Genomic DNA, 17,384 nt, shown 5'->3' on the forward strand with positions numbered 1-17,384 from the left:
TTTTGCGTTTGAACGGGCTGAATGAATCGGCCTGCACTGAAAAGGATGGTTCTGATGTTGGTTGTCGATAGCAGTTTCCCGGCGAGGGATTTCAATGAACGCAACGGCGAGCCGGTGCGGCAGGTGGTTCTGCATTACACGGCGGCGCCCTTTGCTTCATCGCTGCGTACGCTCACGCGAGATGGTGTTAGCGTTCACTATCTGCTTCCGGACCCTGATGACCCTGGCTATCACGCCACTGGGTATGACGAGTTGCGGGCGTTTCGGTTGGTGGATGAAGACAAGTGTGCCTGGCATGCCGGGGTGAGTCATTGGGCGGGGCGGGATAACCTCAATAGTCACTCGATTGGCATCGAGATGGTTAATCTGGCGCGGGATGATAGTGGCGTGTTTACCTTTCCTGCGTACGCTGAGGAGCAGGTTGACGTATTGATTGCGCTGGTTCGCGACATTCTTGGGCGGTATCCGCAGATTGGACCTGTCGACATTCTGGGGCATTCGGATGTTGCGTATTGGCGCAAGAGTGATCCAGGGCCCAGGTTGCCTTGGCGGTGTTTATTCGAGGCAGGCGTAGGGGCTTGGTTTGATGAGCCGACGCGGGCGATGTATCAGCGGCGGTTTCGTCTCGGGTTGCCGCCCGAGGTGGAGGTGGAGCGTGCATTTCAGCGGTATGGGTATAGGCCGGCTTGGAACCGCCGGGCGTTTGAGCTTCGGACGCGAGCGTTTCAGATGCACTTTCGGGCGAGGGATTATGGTGGGGTTTTGGATGAGGAGACGTGTGCGATTTTGTACGCGCTGAATGAGCGGTATCGGGGGGTGTGAGGTGGGTGGCGTACATATCCTTTGTTGCGGTTACGGATACACCCCGCTCAAAAAACCACAACAAGCCTAAATCCCCCACCCCCTGGAGCGTCTCCAGAACATGAAATCCGCGCGTACGCGGATCGCCTGTTTGGTCACCCCACCAGCGTATTGAGGGATCGAGAGATGTCAGTCGCTACCAGCCGTATCGAAGACGCCCCGGTGCACGCCAGCCCGGCACCCGTGGAGACGCTCTACCAGTTCGAAGAAACCCCGTTGCTGGCCCGTCAACGCGAGCAGGAATCCAACGCCCGCAGTTACCCTCGGCGCATCCCCCTGGCGCTCAAACGCGCCAAGGGCATCTACGTGGAGGACGTCGAAGGCCGCCATTTCATCGACTGCCTGGCTGGCGCCGGCACCTTGGCGTTGGGCCACAACCACCCGGTGGTGATCGACGCCATTCAACAAGTCCTTAGCGACGAACTGCCGCTGCACACCCTTGACCTCACCACGCCAGTCAAAGACCAATTTGTACAAGATCTGTTCGGCTTGCTACCGACCGAGCTGGCGCGCGAAGCGAAAATCCAGTTCTGCGGCCCCACCGGCACTGATGCCGTCGAAGCCGCGCTGAAGCTCGTCCGCACCGCCACCGGTCGCAGCACCGTATTGTCATTCCAGGGCGGTTACCACGGCATGAGCCAAGGCGCGCTGAGCCTGATGGGCAGCCTGGGGCCGAAAAAGCCTCTGGGGGCCTTGCTCAGTAACGGTGTGCAATTTCTTCCCTATCCCTACGACTACCGTTGCCCATTCGGCCTGGGCGGTGCGGAAGGAGTGCGGGTCAATCTGCATTACCTGGAAAATCTCTTGAACGACCCGGAAGCCGGGGTGCTAATGCCAGCGGCGGTGATTGTCGAAGTGGTGCAGGGCGAAGGCGGGGTGATTCCTGCCGATCTTGATTGGCTGCGTGGCTTGCGCCGCATCACCGAGCAGGCGGGCGTGGCGTTGATTGTGGATGAAATCCAGAGTGGTTTCGGCCGCACCGGCAAGATGTTTGCCTTCGAGCATGCCGGCATCATCCCGGATGTGGTGGTGATGTCCAAAGCCATCGGCGGCAGCCTGCCGCTGGCAGTGGTGGTGTACCGCGACTGGCTCGACACCTGGCTGCCGGGCGCGCATGCCGGGACGTTTCGCGGTAACCAGATGGCGATGGCGGCAGGTTCGGCGGTGATGCGCTACCTCAAGGAACACAACCTGGCCGGCCACGCGGCGGCCATGGGCGAGCGCCTGGGTGAACACCTGCGTCTCCTGCAGCGCGACTTCCCGCACCTGGGCGATATCCGTGGGCGCGGGCTGATGCTCGGCGTCGAGCTGGTGGACCCGAACGGCGCTGTCGATACCCAGGGCCATCCGCCGGTGCATCGCCAACTGGCACCGCTGGTTCAGCGTGAATGCCTCAAACGCGGGCTGATCCTGGAGCTGGGTGGCCGTCACGGCAGCGTAGTGCGCTTCCTGCCGCCGTTGGTGATCACCGCCGCCGAAGTCGACCGGGTTGCCGAGATTTTCGGTCGCGCCTTGGTGGCAGCGGTCGCCAGCCTCTAATTTTTCGCACGCTTGGTACGTTTCTACAGATATCAGCGCTGCGCGTGGTGCGCAGCCAGCCCTTTGAGCGATGGAGAACAGCAATGACCTCAGTATTTGACCGCGACGACATCCTGTTTCAGGTAGTGGTCAACCACGAAGAACAGTATTCCATCTGGCCTGATTACAAGGCCGTGCCGCAAGGCTGGCGCACCGTGGGCAAGAGCGGCATGAAGAAAGAGTGCCTGGCCTACATCGAAGAAGTCTGGACCGACATGCGTCCGCTGAGCCTGCGCCAGAAGATGGACGCTGCTGCGCTGGCGGGCTGATACACGGCCGCCCAATGTGGGAGGGGCTTGGCTCCCGATAGCAGTGGGTCAGTCAAGACGCACAGTGACTGGCACACCGCCATCGGGCGCAAGCCCCTTTCCACATAACGGCGTTATTGCGGTGTATTGGTGTACAGGTAATCCGTCGCCAACGACGCCAGTGTCCGCACCCCCACCACCAACGCCGACTCATCTACAAAGAACCCCGGATTATGGTTCGGCGCTGCTTTGCTCATGTCTTGATCCCTCGGCGTCACCCCCAGAAACACAAACAGCCCCGGCGCTTCCTTGGCATAGAACGAGAAGTCTTCGGCCCCGCCGACCAGTGGCCCTTGCACGACATCATCCTTGGCCGCCCAGCGCAGACTTGGCAGCATTTTCTCGGTGAGTGCCGGGTTGTTGATGGTTGGGTCGTATTTCTCGATGATCGTGACTTCGGCCTTCGCGCCGCCACTCTCGGCGATTTTCTCCACGGTCTGGCGCACGTCCGCGTGCAGTTTCTGGCGGATACCGTAGTCGTAGGAGCGAATGGTGCCGCTCATGTCCACCGACTCGGGGATGATGTTGTAGCGGGTGCCGCCATTGATAGTGCCGATGCTCACCACCGACGGAAATGAGGAGATGTCGGTACGACGGCTGACCACGGTTTGCAAGCCGACAATGGTCTGCGCGCCTACGGTGATCGGGTCGATACCGTCCCAAGGGCGGCCGGCGTGGGTCTGTTTGCCGAGGATCTTGATGCGCAAGTCATCGGAGCTGGCCAGGGTCGGGCCAGGGCGGTAGGCGATTTGCCCGGCGGGCACACCGGCCCACACATGCAGGCCGAACACGGCGTCTGGCTTGGGCGCTTTCATCACGCCTTCCTGCACCATCATTTTCGCGCCCCAAGTGTTCTTGCCGTCGGGGATGAAGTCGCTCGGGCCTTCTTCGGCCGGTTGGAAATAAAACACTACTGTGCCCGGCAGGCGGTCGCGCATGCCGGTGAGGATTTTTGCCGTGCTCAGTAGGATGGCTGTGTGGGCGTCGTGGCCGCAGGCGTGCATCACGTCGACTTCCTTGCCCAGGTAGGTGCCCTTGGCTTTGGAGGCGAAGGGCAGGTCGGCGACTTCCTTGACCGGCAACGCATCCATGTCCGCGCGCAGGGCGACGGTGGGGCCAGGCAGGGCGCCCTTCAAGATGGCGACGACCCCGGTGCGGGCCACGCCAGTTTTCACTTCAAGGCCCAGGTCGCGCAGTTGCTTGGCGACCAATTCGGCCGTGCGCGTTTCGGTGTTGCCCAGTTCGGGGTGGGCGTGGATATCACGACGGGTTTCCAACAGGGCCGGTTCGATGATTTTGGCCTGGGCGGCGATTTCCTCCCGGGCACTGTCCTGGCCACTGCTGGCGGCAATCACGGCACTGCTGGCGATCGCGCATAGCATGCCGAAAAACCATGGGTGTGTCAGACCGGTCAAGCGCATAAGTACCTCTCCCTCTTTATTGTTGTGAATCTTTCTCCTGCACAGAACCTGCGGTCACCACCTGCACGCTTAAGCGCGGTGTGGCCAGGTCGAGCCCGGCTTCATCCAGATGGCGCTTGAGCGACAGGTTGAACGCCCGCGAGACTTCCCACTGTTTGATCGGCGCGGTCTTGAAACGTGCACGCAGAATCGCGCTGCCGGACTCAAAACTTTCCACGCCCTGAATCTCCAGCGGCGACCAGATGTTGCGGCGTTGCAGTGGGTCGTTGCGCATCTTCTGGCCGACGTCGCGCATCAATTTGATGGCGTCGTCGATTTCCATGTTGTAGGGGATTGCCACCCGGAAGATCGCGTAGCCGAATTCGCGCGAGTAGTTCTTGATGCTCTTGATTTCGCTGAACGGGATGGTGTGCACAATGCCGTCGATGTCACGCAGGCGTACGGTACGGATGGTCAGGCCTTCGACGGTGCCGAGATGACCTCCGACGTCCACGTAGTCATCAATCGCCAGGGAATCCTCGATGATGATGAACAGGCCGGTGATCAGGTCCGCCACCAGTGACTGTGCACCAAAACCAATGGCCAGGCCGATCACACCGGCACCGGCCAGCAGTGGCGTGACGTTCATGCCCATGTTCGCCAGGGCGACGATGGCGGCGATGATAAAAATGGTCACGAACAGCACGTTGCGGATCAGCGGCATCATCGTCTGTGCACGCGCGTTGGCCAGGCCTTTGCGCGAGCGGGTCAGGGCGTGGTGAATCGCGGTGTCGCTGAGGATCCAGATCAGCCAGGCAAATAGCAGCGTGCCGCCGAGACCGAACAGCTTGACGCTGACTTCATGGCCATCGCCTTCGGTAAAGCGAATCAGCGACAGGCCCCACACGCGCAGACCTAGCTCGATAAACGCCAACCACACCACTAAATGGGCCAGGGTGTACACGAAGCTTTTCAGGCGCTCGGAGTACAGCGCATGGCGCTTGTGCCCGCGTAACGGCTTGAGCGCATGACGGCGCACCAGGCCGTTGATCACCATGCACAACACCAATAGCACTGTGCACAACAGCGACTGACGCAATGCCGTGCTGGTGTCACCGGCAGACAGGAACGTGGCGAACAGCGAGATGCCCACCAGCAGCAGCGCTGGCAAATACCAGAAGCTGCCGATAATCGAGAGCGTATCGGTGAGGGCGCGGCGCGTGAGACGACGCGACAGTGGCTGGTTGCGGATCAGGTGCGCGATTGGCCGACGGAAGCGCAGGATAAACACGCCGGTGGACAATGCCGCCATCACATTGGCGACGGTCGCCGCCGTATGGGCCAAGTGCTGACCCAAGGCCTGCATCATTCGCGGGTCGCTCAGCGCTTCACCGAAGGCGGCAAAGCTGCCGATCAGCCACAACGGGCGGAAGGCCTGGCGGCGCAGGATGTAGAGCGCGCGGTGGCGGTGTGGGCCGTCGAGTACGGAGAAGGCAATCACGCAGATAGCCGAGAAGCAGGTGCCGACCACCAACGCATAAGCCAGCACCATTGCCAGGGATTTGCCCAGGGACGAGGGCAGGACATAGCTCAGGTAAACCGTGATCACCAGGGCGATCAGCCACGGCCCCAACTTGCGCAGGGCGAAGCGCAGCATGTCCCAGGTACGCGGGTGTTGTGGCAGCTCTTCGGGCAAACCGAAACGCTCGCGCACACGGTGGCTGAGCCAGATCAGCGCGGCGGCCAACAGGCTCCACACCGCCAGAATCACGGCAAAGCCGAAAATGATCGGCAGCCATTCTCTGGCCGGCAGCGTCAATGCGCTGAGTTCATCCTTGGCCAGGTCGACCTCTTTGGACCAGCGCTGCACCGGGCTGTCGGCACCGGAGAACTGCTGCTCAAGGCTGGACAGCGTGCTGCCGATCAAGCCGAGTACGCCTTGTTCGGCGGCGGGTTGGGCTTTTTGCGTGGCTTCGCGCAGCTTCTTCAGGTCGCTCAGCAACTGAGTGCGCTGCTGATCGTTTTCAAGGGTCTTGATCACCTCGTCCAACGATTGCCCCAGAGGCACGTCGGCCTGGGGTTGGGGCTTGTTGGCGCTGCCGAGCAGGCCGGGCAAACTCACGGCTTGGGCGGGCGTGAGCGGCAGCAGCATCAGCAGGGCGATCAGAACGTAGCGGGGCAGGGCATGCAGACGGTAGAGCACGAGGCGGTCAACCTTGAAAACGACGAATTGACCGAGTGTACGAGGCCGTTATGCCCAATGCGAGTGCATTTGTCATTCCGCCAGTTTGGCGAGGATCTTGTACACCACCGTGCCTAGTATCAGCAGCATGCCGACCCACATGCCAAACACGCCGACCGGCTTGTCGCGAAAGTTGAAGCCGGTCGCGAGCAGGATCATGCCGATGAGGATGGGAATGAGCATGGCGTGGAAAGAGGACATGGAGATCATGGGGCGACGGCCTTGTCGGAGTAGGATTACTGACAAGTCTAGGTCGGATTATCAGAAGTGCAGATGATGCAGGTCAGCTTGCAGGCCATGTGTACACAAAACCCAATGTGGGAGGGGCTAGCTCCCGATGACAGTCTATCAGTCACTAAAATGTTGACTGACCCACTGCTATCGGGGGCAAGCCCCTTCCCACATTCTTGACCGAGTTGTCCCGCAAAATCAGGGCAGGTCGCGACTCGCGTAAAACGCGCCCAACACTTTCACCAAATGTGCCAGGTCATGGCTGCCGCACAGCTCACGGATCGAGTGCATGGCAAACGTCGGCAGGCCGATGTCCACGGTACGCACACCCAGGTGGCTGGCGGTGATCGGGCCGATGGTCGAGCCGCAGCCCATGTCGCTGCGCACCACAAAGCTTTGCACCGGTACTTCCTGAGCCATGCACAGGTGGCGGAAGAAACCTGCGGTTTCGCTGTTGGTGGCGTAGCGCTGGTTGCTGTTGACCTTGATCACCGGGCCTGCGTTGAGTTTGGGGCCGTGGTTGGCGTCGTGTTTCTCGGCGTAGTTCGGGTGCACGCCGTGGGCATTGTCCGCAGACACCAATAGTGATTTCTGAATGGTGCGTACGAATTCATCACCTTCGGGCAACAGGCGGCGCAGGGTTTGTTCCAGCATCGGGCCGTCGGCACCGCATGCCGAGCAGGAGCCGACTTCTTCGTGGTCGTTGCACACGAGCACGCAGGTTTCATCGGTTTCGCTGGTGAGCAGGGCTTGCAGGCCGGCGTAGCACGACAGCAGGTTGTCGAGGCGCGCGCCGGCAATGAAATCGCCATTGAGGCCGATCACCGCAGCGCTTTGCGTATCGTAAAAGCTCAGCTCATAGTCGAGCACAACGTCGGCGTTCAGGTCATGTTCACGGGTCAGTTGCTCGGTGAGCACGGCACGGAAGTCCATGCGCTCGTCACCGGCAAATTGCGCGAGGATCGGCGGCAACTCGGTTTGCGCATTGATCGCCCAACCCTGGTTGGCTTCACGGTTCAGGTGAATGGCCAGGTTGGGGATGATGGCAATCGGCAGCTTGAAGTCGATCAGTTGGCTCTCGACCTTGCCGTCGCGGCGGAAGGTTACACGGCCAGCCAGCGACAGGTCGCGGTCGAACCACGGCGCCAGCAGCGCACCGCCGTAGACTTCCACACCTAACTGCCAGAAGCCCTGGCGCTGCAGTTCGGGCTGAGGCTTGACGCGCAGGCACGGGCTGTCGGTATGGGCGCCGACCAGGCGAATCCCGCCTTGCAGCGGCGAGTGGCGGCCGAGCTTGAAGGCGATGATCGAGGAGTCGTTGCGGGTGACGTAATAGCGCCCGTTGGCCTCGGTGGTCCAGCTTTCGCGCTCATCGAGACGCTGATAACCGGCCGCTTCCAGGCGCTGGGCGAGGGCGGCAGTGGCATGAAAAGGAGTAGGGGAGGCCTTGAGGAAGTCGATCAGGCCTTGATTCAACGCTTCGCGCATAAATAGCTCCAGACAGCAATGCGCGGAGTTTACCGTTCGATGGTCAGAAGTGCACATTACAAATGTGGGAGGGAGCAAGCCCTCTCGCACATTTGTAATACATTGCCAACTTAGAAAGGTGCAGGGCACTCGAAGCGCAAACGCTCGCCGCTTTGCGGATGGGTAAAGCTCAACATGCTCGCATGCAGGCACAAACGCGGCCAGGCGGCCAGCGCTTGTGCGTGGGCGTACAGGCCATCACCGAGCAGCGGGTGGCCGATCGACAGCATGTGCACGCGCAGCTGGTGCGAGCGCCCGGTGATCGGTGTCAGCTCGACGCGGCACCAGTCGCCGCAACGCTCCAGCACCTTCCAGAAGGTCAGCGCGTGCTTGCCGAATTCATGGTCGACCACATGGCGTGGCTTGGTCGGCGGGTCGTAGCGCAGGGGCAGGTCGATGCTGCCGCTGTCCAGGGTCGGCTGGCCCCAGGCCAGGGCGGTGTAGGCCTTTTCGGTTTCGCGGTCGTGAAACTGGCGTGACAGTTCGCGGTGGGTATCGGCGTCCCGCGCGAGCAGGATGATGCCCGAGGTTTCCCAGTCCAGGCGATGGACAATACGGGCTTCGGGGTAGCCGTTTTCCTGCAGACGGGTGATCAGGCAATCCTTGTTGTCATCGGCGCGGCCGGGCACTGAGAGCAACAGGGTCGGCTTGTTCACCACCAGGACAGCGTCGTCCTGATGCAGGATATGGATATTGGACAGCGGCATTAAACAGCCTCGTAACAAACGCCAACGGCGGCTCGCTCACCCGGTTCCCATAAAAGGGATCAAGGTGCCCGAGCCGCCGTGGCAGCCGCCTGTTCGATTAACGATCAGGCAGGGTGATATTGAGTTCCAGAATCGAGCAGCTGCCGTCATTTTCCAGAGCGACATGCACGTCATCGTTGCCGATGTTGACGTACTTGCGGATCACCTCCACCAGTTCCTTCTGCAAGGCTGGCAGGTAGTCCGGCGTGCTGCGTTGGCCGCGTTCGTGCGCCACGATAATCTGTAGACGCTCTTTCGCCACCGACGCGGTACTTGGCTTTTTGTTGGCGCGAAAGAAGTCGAGAAATTTCATTGTTTAGTTGCCTCCAAAGATACGCTCGAAGAATCCCTTCTTCTTAACATCGAGGAAGCGATGTTCCACGGTCTTGCCCAGCAAGCGATCAACGGCATCGCTGTACGCCTGGCCGGCGTCGCTCTGGTCGTCAAGAATCACCGGTACGCCCTGGTTGGAAGCCTTCAGGACCGCCTGGGATTCTGGAATAACACCCAGCAGGGTCACGGCGAGGATTTCCTTCACGTCTTCCACACCGAGCATTTCGCCGTTGCTGACGCGCTCCGGGTTGTAGCGGGTCAGCAGCAGGTGTTCCTTGATCGGGTCCTGGCCTTCTTCGGCGCGCTTGGATTTGCTGGCCAGCAGGCCGAGCATGCGGTCCGAGTCACGTACTGAAGACACTTCCGGGTTGGTCACTACGATCGCTTCATCGGCGAAGTACATCGCCAGGTGAGCACCGGTTTCGATACCGGCCGGGGAGTCGCACACCACGTATTCGAAACTTTCTTTCAGCTCGGCGAGTACTTTGCCTACGCCTTCTTTGGTCAGCGCATCTTTGTCGCGCGTCTGGCTGGCGGCCAATACGTACAGGTTCTCAAGGCGCTTGTCCTTGATCAGGGCCTGTTGCAGGTTCGCTTCACCGTTGACCACGTTGACGAAGTCGTACACCACGCGGCGTTCGCAGCCCATGATGAGGTCGAGGTTACGCAAACCGACGTCGAAGTCGACGATGACTGTCTTGTGGCCGCGCAGAGCGAGGCCGGTACCGATAGCGGCGCTGGTGGTGGTCTTACCCACACCACCCTTGCCGGATGTAACCACGAGAATCTTGGCCAAGGTGTTTCACCCCTAAGGAAAAAGGACTTTTCGGTCCCTGAAAAACATCTCTTGGAACTCGCCGCAGGCGGACAGCCTTTGTAGGAAAAAGATGTGGTTTCCACGGGGGAACGCCAACTTCCAAATATTCCTACGCAAGTCTTGCCGGTTTCGCTGTGCTATCAGAGTCTAGAGATGCTTGGAAAATGCGGCAGTATCCGTTAAAGACGGATGATGTTCAACACATCGCCCGACAGGCTGACTTGTACCCCGGCCCCCCACAGCGGATCACGGCGCAAATCTTCTGAAACCTTGTACTGGCCTGCGATGGACACTAGCTCAGCGGTCAACTGCTGGCAAAAAATCCGCGCCTTGGTATCACCCTTGATGCCGGCGAGGGCACGTCCGCGCATTGGGCCGTATACATGGATGTTGCCATCGGCCAGAAGTTCCGCGCCGGGGCTTACCGGAGCGATCACCACCAAGTCGCCGCCCTGGGCGTAAATTTGCTGCCCGCCGCGTACGGGAGAGGTGATGATCTTGGTAGGCTTGACGGTGGGCTCCGGTGGTTTTTCCGGTTTTTTCTTCACTTCACCTTCGGTCGGCTCGAGCGAACGTTCGCGGGCTCCTGATGGTGGCAGTACCGGCAGTTCAATAGCGATTGCCGCGGCAATGTCTTCGATACGGCTGGCGCGAATTGCCAGGGTGCGCAAACCATGGGAGCGGCATACGCGCATCAGGCCGGGTAAATCAATTGAGCCTTGGCCCGCCGGGAGTTTGTCCAGGGCCAATACCAGCGGGGCGTTGTTGAAAAAATTCGGCGCCAGGGCGACCTTGGCGGCCAGTTGGCGGTCCAGGGCGTCGAGGTCGTTGCGGGCCAGTTCCAGCACGGTAATGGCGAGCATACTGCCTTTCAGCTGGAACACGGGATCTTGGTCTAGCGGTTCGGTTTGGCTCATGGTCGGCAAAAGCGGCTTGTCACGAAAAGTGTCGAGACTTATAACGAGAACATCCACGGGCCGCAAGCCGAGTCGAACGTTGTAGAATGCGCGGCCCTGTCTTTACCGGAATCTGTAATGGATCGCCCGCGTTTTCGAGCTGTATTTTTTCACCCGCGTTTTTGGCTGCTATGGCTGGGGCTCGGCCTGCTGTGGCTGATCACCCAGTTGCCGTACCGCGCGTTGCTGACCATTGGTCGATTACTCGGTGCCGGCATGTACCGTGTAGCCGGTGAGCGTCGCCGTATCGCCGCGCGTAATTTGGAACTGTGCTTCCCGGAAAAATCCGCCAAAGCGCGTAAACAGTTGCTCAAGGAAAATTTCGCCTCCACTGGCATCGCCTTCTTTGAAATGGCCATGAGCTGGTGGTGGTCGCGTCAGCGTCTGGCGCGCCTGGCCCATGTCGAAGGGCTCGAGCACCTCAAGCAGGCGCAACTGGATGGCAAGGGCGTGATTCTCATGGCGCTGCACTTCACCACGCTGGAGATCGGCGCGGCCTTGCTAGGCCAGAAGCACACCATTGATGGCATGTACCGCGAGCATGGCAACCCGCTGTTCGACTTCGTCCAGCGCCGTGGTCGCGAGCGGCATAACCTTGATTCCCTGGCCATTGAGCGCGAGGACGTGCGTGGCATGCTCAAGCTGCTGCGCGCTGGCCGCGCCATCTGGTACGCGCCGGACCAAGACTACGGCGCCAAGCAAAGCATTTTTGTGCCGCTGTTCGGCATTCAGGCCGCCACCGTCACCGCCACCAGCAAGTTCGCACGCCTGGGCAAGGCGCGGGTGGTGCCGTTCACCCAGGAGCGCCTGGCTGACGGCCGCGGTTACCGTCTGGTGATCCACCCGCCGTTGACGGACTTCCCTGGCGAGACCGATGAGGTCGACTGCCTGCGCATCAACCAGTGGGTCGAGGCGTCGGTACGCGAATGCCCCGAGCAGTACCTGTGGACTCACCGACGCTTCAAGAGCCGGCCACCGGGTGAGCCTAAGCTGTACGAAAAACGCCGTCGATAACACTTAACTGCTGCACAGGGAGTGACGTAATGCGCCCAGCGGAACCGGTCACAGGCTTGATTCTTTCCGGCGGCGGGGCGCGTGCGGCGTATCAGGTAGGCGTATTGGCGGCGATTGCCGAGTTGCTGCCGCCCGGGGCTCCGAATCCTTTTCCGGTGATTGTCGGCACCTCGGCAGGGGCGATCAATGCGGTGAGCCTGGCCAGCGGGGCCATGGACTTCACCGCCGCTGTCCAGCGCCTCACTGCCTTCTGGCAGGGCTTTCGCAGCCATTTGGTGTTGCGCAGCGACTGGCCAGGCGTCATCCACCAAGCCGCTCGTTTCCTTATCCACAGCCTGCTGGGCCTGGGCGCCCCAGTGCCGGTCGCACTGCTCGACAGTGCACCGTTGCGGCATTTGCTCAACGACAGGTTGAACCTGTATGGCATTGACGAAGCCATCCGCAAAAAACATCTGCATGCGGTGGCGGTCACGGCGTTTGGTTACGAATCCGGGCAGGCGGTGACCTTTTACCAAGGTGGCGGCACCATCAATGCTTGGCTGCGTCATCGGCGTATCGGTTTGCCAACCCAACTGACGGTCGAGCACCTGCTGGCCAGCTCGGCGATACCCCTGCTGTTCGCACCGGTCAAACTCGACCAGGAGTTTTTTGGCGATGGCGCCGTACGGCAGTCAGCGCCCATCAGTCCTGCATTGCATTTGGGCGCAAACCGGGTGTTGGTGGTGGGGGTGAGTGGCAACCCAAGGGGTAATGAACCGTCGACCCAGCGCACTTACACCGGTCAGCAACCCACCTTGGCGCAGATCGGTGGGCACATGCTCAACAGTACGTTCATTGACAGCCTGGAAGGTGATATCGAACTGCTTGAGCGTCTGAACCAGTTCAGCCATGCCGCGCCTGGGTTGGCCGCGGTGGACGTGCTGGTAATCGCGCCGAGCCAGCCGATCGATGAAATTGCCGCGCGGCATCGGCAAGAGCTGCCGGCGGCATTGCGCCTGTTCTTGCGCGGGCCAGGGGCGACTAAGACCAGTGGGGCAGGGGTGTTGAGTTACTTGCTGTTCGAGGCAGGGTATTGCAGCGAGTTGATTGAGTTGGGGCGCAAAGATGCGTTGGCCAAGCGTGAGGAACTCTCACGATTCCTTGGATTGACGCTGAACTAAATGTGGCGGCTTGCTCGCGAATACAGTGGATCAGTCAGCGGATTGAGTGACTGACACACCGCATTCGCGGGCACGCCCGCTCACAGTTTGGCTGCGATGTTATTTAGAAGTGGTACTTGACCAAAAAGCTCGCGGTGTCCTGGTTCGTCTTGAACGCACCGGAATCTTCAATCCCGTATTTGTTCTTCCAATAGTCGTATTCAAAGCCGACATACAACTGTTTCTCGCCCCAATGCAGTGCCTTGCCAAGGTCATATTTGACCTGCGGGTTGAAATGCAGGTTGGCGTGGTAAGTGCCACGGGCGTTCTTGTCGTTATCCACGACCCAGTCCATAAAGCCGTCGATCAACACGTTGGAGTTGCCCACCGGAATGGTGTACGACCAGACCGGAGTGATCTGCCATACGCCGTCACCCGGGCGATTGCCTTCGGTTTGGCGCTGGTAGAAGTTCAGTTGGAAGTAGTCGAAGCCGGGGATGTTCAAGTCGAAGCCCGGGCCCAGCAGGTACGACTCGTTATCGCCTTCGCCGAACTCGTAAGTGAAAGCCAGCAACACATCTTTGATCGGGCCGAATGACAGGTCTTTGTCGAAAATCTTGCCGAACGACAAACGTGGGCTGAACTCGCCGTAGTAAGTACTCGGGCCGACGTTGCCGTCTTCCTTGCCGTTGTAAAAGATGCGGTCGACGAACAGGAAGTTGTCGCCGTACTTCCACGCGTCGGCATGTTCGAAGGTGACGGTTTGCTGGATCTGCGGGTTGACGGTGAAGTTCTTGCCCCACAGGTAAGTCAGGCTGTTGTTCTGCCACTGCAACAAATCGCCGGCCATGGCTTGGCCACCGGCCAGCAGAGATCCCGCCAGCATCAGGCCTTTCAACATAGGTTTCATTCGGTTGCTCCCGAGTCAAAGTTTTATGGTTGTTTTTCTACGTAGGCGCTCTGGTGTGGCGCCTTTTGGTTCGCTGAGAAAAAATCGTCTGTTTGGTCAGCTTTAATGCTTTTAGCAAGAGCTGCGCCAAGGTGTTTAAAAAGCCAATAAAACGCCTTCGGTTGCACTTGATGCAGTCGAATACGCAGGTTCTTTTGTGCACGTTGGCCGCAGACACGGGGCCGGGATAAGTTGGCCCTGCAGTCAGCTTTTACATTCGCCGTTTTTTTTTGAGTCGATTCGAGCGGGCGCGGAGAATACTGGCTCCCAGGCCTTGGCTCAAGTGCGCTGTTAGCGAGCGCGTGGGGCAAGAATGGGGCGCGGCTTATGGCCGGCCCCAGGTGAATGGCGTGCATGGAGTTGTTCTCTGTTCGTTATTATTTTTGTTAAGAGCAAGAACGCATCAGTGTGTAGGGGCGACGACGGGGCGTTCAGCACCGCCGAAGATGTTGAACAGTACATTCAGCGACAACGCACTGAGGGTGGCCATGGCAATCCCGCTGTGGGTGATCGGGCTCATCCATAATGGCAACTGCGCGAAGAACTCCGGACGTACCACCGGGATCAGGCCCATGCCGATACTCACCGCTACCAGCAGTTGGTTACGGCGGTCGGCGATGTCGGCCTCCTGCAGGATCTTGATCCCGGTCGCCGCAACCATGCCGAACATGGCAATTGCTGCGCCGCCGAGTACCGCCGGCGGAATCGACGCGACCAAATACGCTGCTTTGGGCAACAGGCTCAGCACAATCAAAAACGCCCCTGCCATGATCGTCACCGAGCGGCAACGCACGCCGGTCATTTGCACCAAGCCGATATTCTGCGCGAACGAGGAGTGAGTAAACGTGTTGAAGAAGCCGGCAAAGAACGACGCGCCGGCATCACACAGCAAGCCACGGCGCAGCATCTTCGGCGTGACCTCCTGGCCGGTGATCTTGCCCAGGGCGAGGAACATGCCGGTGGACTCGACAAAGATAATCACCACCACGAGGCACATCGACAGGATCGGCGCCAACTCGAATGCAGGCATGCCGAAATGCAGCGGCGTGACCACCTGCACCCATGGCGCCTGGGCCAGGCCGCTGAGGTCGACCATGCCAAGCATGCCGCACAGGCCGTAGCCGAGCGCCATGCCGATGAGCACCGAGATGTTCACCCAGAAGCCACGCATGAAACGGTTGATCAACAGGATAGTACCCAGCACCAACGCAGCAATTGCCAGGTAAACCGGTGAGCCGAAGGTAGCAGCGGCGCTGCCGCCACCGGCCCAGTTCACGGCCACTGGAAACAGCGACAGGCCGATGGCGGTAATCACGGTGCCGGTCACCAACGGCGGGAAAAACCGCACGATCTTGGACATGAACGGTGCGATCAACATGCCAAAGAACCCGGCGGCGATGGTTGCGCCGAAGATCCCCTGTAAGCCGATGCCGGGCATGCCAGCCATGGCTACCATGCTGCCGACGGCGGCAAAACTGGCGCCCATCATCACCGGCATGCGAATGCCCACCGGGCCGATACCGAACGACTGCACCAAGGTGGCGATGCCGGCTACCAGCAGGTCGGCGTTAATCAGGAAGGCGATTTCTTCACGGCTGAGGCCCGCGGCCTGGCCGATAATCAGAGGCACGGCGACGGCGCCGCCGTACATCAGCAAGACGTGTTGCAGGCCTACCAGCATCAGTTGCAAGAGGGGCAGCCGCACCATGGCGGGCGCGGCAGGAGTCTGCGTTTCTAGCTGGGACATGCAACACCTCGGATCTTTTTATTGTTGTGTTGTTTGGCATTCAATTGCCGGGTGGAACGCGATCTTTCAAACACTGCATAACCCCGGTGGGAGCGGGCTTGCTCGCGAATGCGTTAGTTCAGTCACTGATTGATTGAATGACACACCACTTTCGCGAGCAAGCCCGCTCCCACATGGGGTTCTGTGTGAATCAGTTAATTTGTGCGGGCTCCTTGGTTGATCCAAGTACCTATTAAATCCCGCTCCTGCTGGGTCATCTGGGTGATGTTGCCCAGTGGCATGATCTGGCTCGCCACCGCCTGCGCCTGGATCCGTGGTGCCATTTGTTGGATCTGCTGCGGTGTATCAAACATCACGCCCGCCGGTGCGGTGCTGAACAGCGGGCTGGTGGGCTTGGCCGAATGGCACACGGCGCAGCGTTCCTGGATCACCCCATGCACCTTATCGAAATCAATCGATGCCTGGGCCGGTGCAGGTGCCGCAGCCGGTTCTGCCGGGGCGGCGGGTGCAGCTGGTTTCAGGCCGCCACCCAACGCCGTTTCGGGCAGTGGCTGGTATTCGATTGCGGCAGGTGCCTTGGCCACGTCCGGTGCGGTCGCCAGCGGTTTTGGGCCGGTCACGTAAGCCAGGCAAATCATCGCCAAGGCGCCCACTGGTAAGGTCCACGCATATTTCTGGCTGTTATGCCGAGTGTTGAAGTAGTGACGCACCAACACCGCTGCTACCGCGATACCGGCCAGGATCAGCCAGTTGTATTGGCTGCCATAGGTGCTCGGGAAGTGGTTGCTGATCATGATGAACAGCACGGGCAAGGTGAAGTAGTTGTTGTGTCGCGAACGCAATAGGCCCTTGGCCGGCAGCGCCGGATCGGGTGTGCGGTTCTCCGCGATCGCCGCCACCAGCGCGCGCTGCGCGGGCATGATGATGCGGAACACGTTACCGACCATGATGGTGCCGATCACGGCGCCCACATGCAGGTAGGCGCCACGGCCGCTGAACACTTTGCTGAAGCCGTACGCAGCGGCAATCAACAGCACGAACAGGATCAGGCCGAGTAGAGCGGGGCGCTTGCCCAGTGCGGAGTCGCAGAGGAAGGAGTAGATGAACCAGCCGGCCAGCAACGAGCCGAGGCCCAGCAACACACCTTCCGCACCGCTGAGGCTGCTGCCCGGGGCCAGTAGGTACAAGGTCGGGTTGGCGTAGAACACCACGCACAGCAGCGCGACGCCCGACATCCAAGTGAAATACGCCTCCCATTTGAACCAGTGCAGGTTGTCCGGCATGGTCGGTGGAGCCAGTTTGTATTTTTCCAGGTGGTAGATACCGCCACCGTGGATCGCCCACAAGTCACCGGCCAGGCCGTCCTTGGGGTTGACGCGATTTAGGTTGTTTTCCAGCCAGACGAAATAGAAGGAAGCGCCGATCCACGCGACGCCGGTGATCATGTGAACCCAGCGCACGCTAAGGTTCAGCCATTCCATCAAATGTGCTTCCACAGTCTTTACCTCTCGCCTGTCACCCTTGTTGTCGGGTGAT

16 protein-coding genes are annotated in these 17,384 nt (G+C 60.1%); 5 read left to right on the plus strand and 11 right to left on the minus strand.

Annotation, left to right across the window (positions count from 1 at the left end; all coding sequences use genetic code 11):
* The first annotated feature begins 54 nt into the window (after nucleotides 1-54).
* The 3 genes from FW764_RS04745 to FW764_RS04755 all read left to right on the plus strand — a co-directional run bounded on the left by FW764_RS04745 (nucleotide 55) and on the right by FW764_RS04755 (nucleotide 2,708).
* Nucleotides 55-822: an N-acetylmuramoyl-L-alanine amidase gene (locus FW764_RS04745; protein ID WP_446432970.1), complete on the plus strand. Its 768-nt coding sequence runs from the start codon at nucleotides 55-57 to the stop codon at nucleotides 820-822.
* A 165-nt stretch (nucleotides 823-987) separates the two neighbouring features.
* Nucleotides 988-2,400 carry a diaminobutyrate--2-oxoglutarate transaminase gene (locus FW764_RS04750; RefSeq protein ID WP_446432971.1) on the plus strand — a complete coding sequence of 471 codons (1,413 nt, stop codon included), beginning with the start codon at nucleotides 988-990 and terminating at the stop codon, nucleotides 2,398-2,400.
* 83 nt (nucleotides 2,401-2,483) lie between these two features.
* Complete coding sequence (locus tag FW764_RS04755) at nucleotides 2,484-2,708, plus strand: MbtH family protein (RefSeq protein ID WP_446432972.1); 225 nt, start codon at nucleotides 2,484-2,486, stop codon at nucleotides 2,706-2,708.
* A gap of 113 nt (nucleotides 2,709-2,821) precedes the next feature.
* Here the strand turns inward: FW764_RS04755 and FW764_RS04760 are convergent, their stop codons facing one another.
* From FW764_RS04760 to minC, 8 genes are all read right to left on the minus strand, one after another.
* Nucleotides 2,822-4,168: an amidohydrolase gene (locus tag FW764_RS04760; RefSeq protein WP_446432973.1), complete on the minus strand. Its 1,347-nt coding sequence runs from the start codon at nucleotides 4,166-4,168 to the stop codon at nucleotides 2,822-2,824.
* A 16-nt stretch (nucleotides 4,169-4,184) separates the two neighbouring features.
* Nucleotides 4,185-6,350, minus strand: coding sequence for a mechanosensitive ion channel family protein (locus FW764_RS04765; RefSeq protein WP_446432974.1), 2,166 nt, complete (start codon nucleotides 6,348-6,350; stop codon nucleotides 4,185-4,187).
* 72 nt (nucleotides 6,351-6,422) lie between these two features.
* Nucleotides 6,423-6,599, minus strand: coding sequence for a hypothetical protein (locus FW764_RS04770; RefSeq protein ID WP_167353709.1), 177 nt, complete (start codon nucleotides 6,597-6,599; stop codon nucleotides 6,423-6,425).
* A gap of 219 nt (nucleotides 6,600-6,818) precedes the next feature.
* Nucleotides 6,819-8,108 carry a M18 family aminopeptidase gene (locus tag FW764_RS04775; protein ID WP_446432975.1) on the minus strand — a complete coding sequence of 430 codons (1,290 nt, stop codon included), beginning with the start codon at nucleotides 8,106-8,108 and terminating at the stop codon, nucleotides 6,819-6,821.
* Nucleotides 8,109-8,218: 110 nt separating this feature from the next.
* Nucleotides 8,219-8,854, minus strand: a complete 636-nt coding sequence (locus tag FW764_RS04780) for an RluA family pseudouridine synthase (protein WP_446432976.1) — start codon at nucleotides 8,852-8,854, stop codon at nucleotides 8,219-8,221.
* 97 nt (nucleotides 8,855-8,951) lie between these two features.
* Entirely contained in the window at nucleotides 8,952-9,206 is a 255-nt protein-coding gene (gene minE, locus FW764_RS04785; RefSeq protein ID WP_003175252.1) for a cell division topological specificity factor MinE, read from the minus strand.
* A gap of 3 nt (nucleotides 9,207-9,209) precedes the next feature.
* A complete protein-coding gene (gene minD / locus FW764_RS04790; protein ID WP_446432977.1) occupies nucleotides 9,210-10,022 on the minus strand; it encodes a septum site-determining protein MinD in 813 nt (270 codons plus the stop codon).
* Between the two features lie 200 nt (nucleotides 10,023-10,222).
* Nucleotides 10,223-10,960 carry a septum site-determining protein MinC gene (minC, locus tag FW764_RS04795; protein ID WP_446432978.1) on the minus strand — a complete coding sequence of 246 codons (738 nt, stop codon included), beginning with the start codon at nucleotides 10,958-10,960 and terminating at the stop codon, nucleotides 10,223-10,225.
* A 117-nt stretch (nucleotides 10,961-11,077) separates the two neighbouring features.
* Here minC and FW764_RS04800 point away from each other — a divergent pair, with 117 nt between their 5' ends.
* Entirely contained in the window at nucleotides 11,078-12,013 is a 936-nt protein-coding gene (locus FW764_RS04800; RefSeq protein WP_446432979.1) for a lipid A biosynthesis lauroyl acyltransferase, read from the plus strand.
* 29 nt (nucleotides 12,014-12,042) lie between these two features.
* Nucleotides 12,043-13,173, plus strand: a complete 1,131-nt coding sequence (locus tag FW764_RS04805; RefSeq protein ID WP_446432980.1) for a patatin-like phospholipase family protein — start codon at nucleotides 12,043-12,045, stop codon at nucleotides 13,171-13,173.
* A 103-nt stretch (nucleotides 13,174-13,276) separates the two neighbouring features.
* Here FW764_RS04805 and FW764_RS04810 read toward each other — a convergent pair whose 3' ends face one another.
* The 3 genes from FW764_RS04810 to FW764_RS04820 all read right to left on the minus strand — a co-directional run bounded on the left by FW764_RS04810 (nucleotide 13,277) and on the right by FW764_RS04820 (nucleotide 17,344).
* Complete coding sequence (locus FW764_RS04810; protein ID WP_446432981.1) at nucleotides 13,277-14,062, minus strand: outer membrane protein OmpK; 786 nt, start codon at nucleotides 14,060-14,062, stop codon at nucleotides 13,277-13,279.
* A 442-nt stretch (nucleotides 14,063-14,504) separates the two neighbouring features.
* Nucleotides 14,505-15,848, minus strand: coding sequence for a nucleobase:cation symporter-2 family protein (locus tag FW764_RS04815; protein WP_446432982.1), 1,344 nt, complete (start codon nucleotides 15,846-15,848; stop codon nucleotides 14,505-14,507).
* 194 nt (nucleotides 15,849-16,042) lie between these two features.
* Nucleotides 16,043-17,344, minus strand: a complete 1,302-nt coding sequence (locus FW764_RS04820; protein WP_446432983.1) for a urate hydroxylase PuuD — start codon at nucleotides 17,342-17,344, stop codon at nucleotides 16,043-16,045.
* Between the last annotated feature and the right edge of the window lie 40 nt (nucleotides 17,345-17,384).

It is taken from the genome of Pseudomonas sp. 1152_12, from assembly GCF_052850675.1.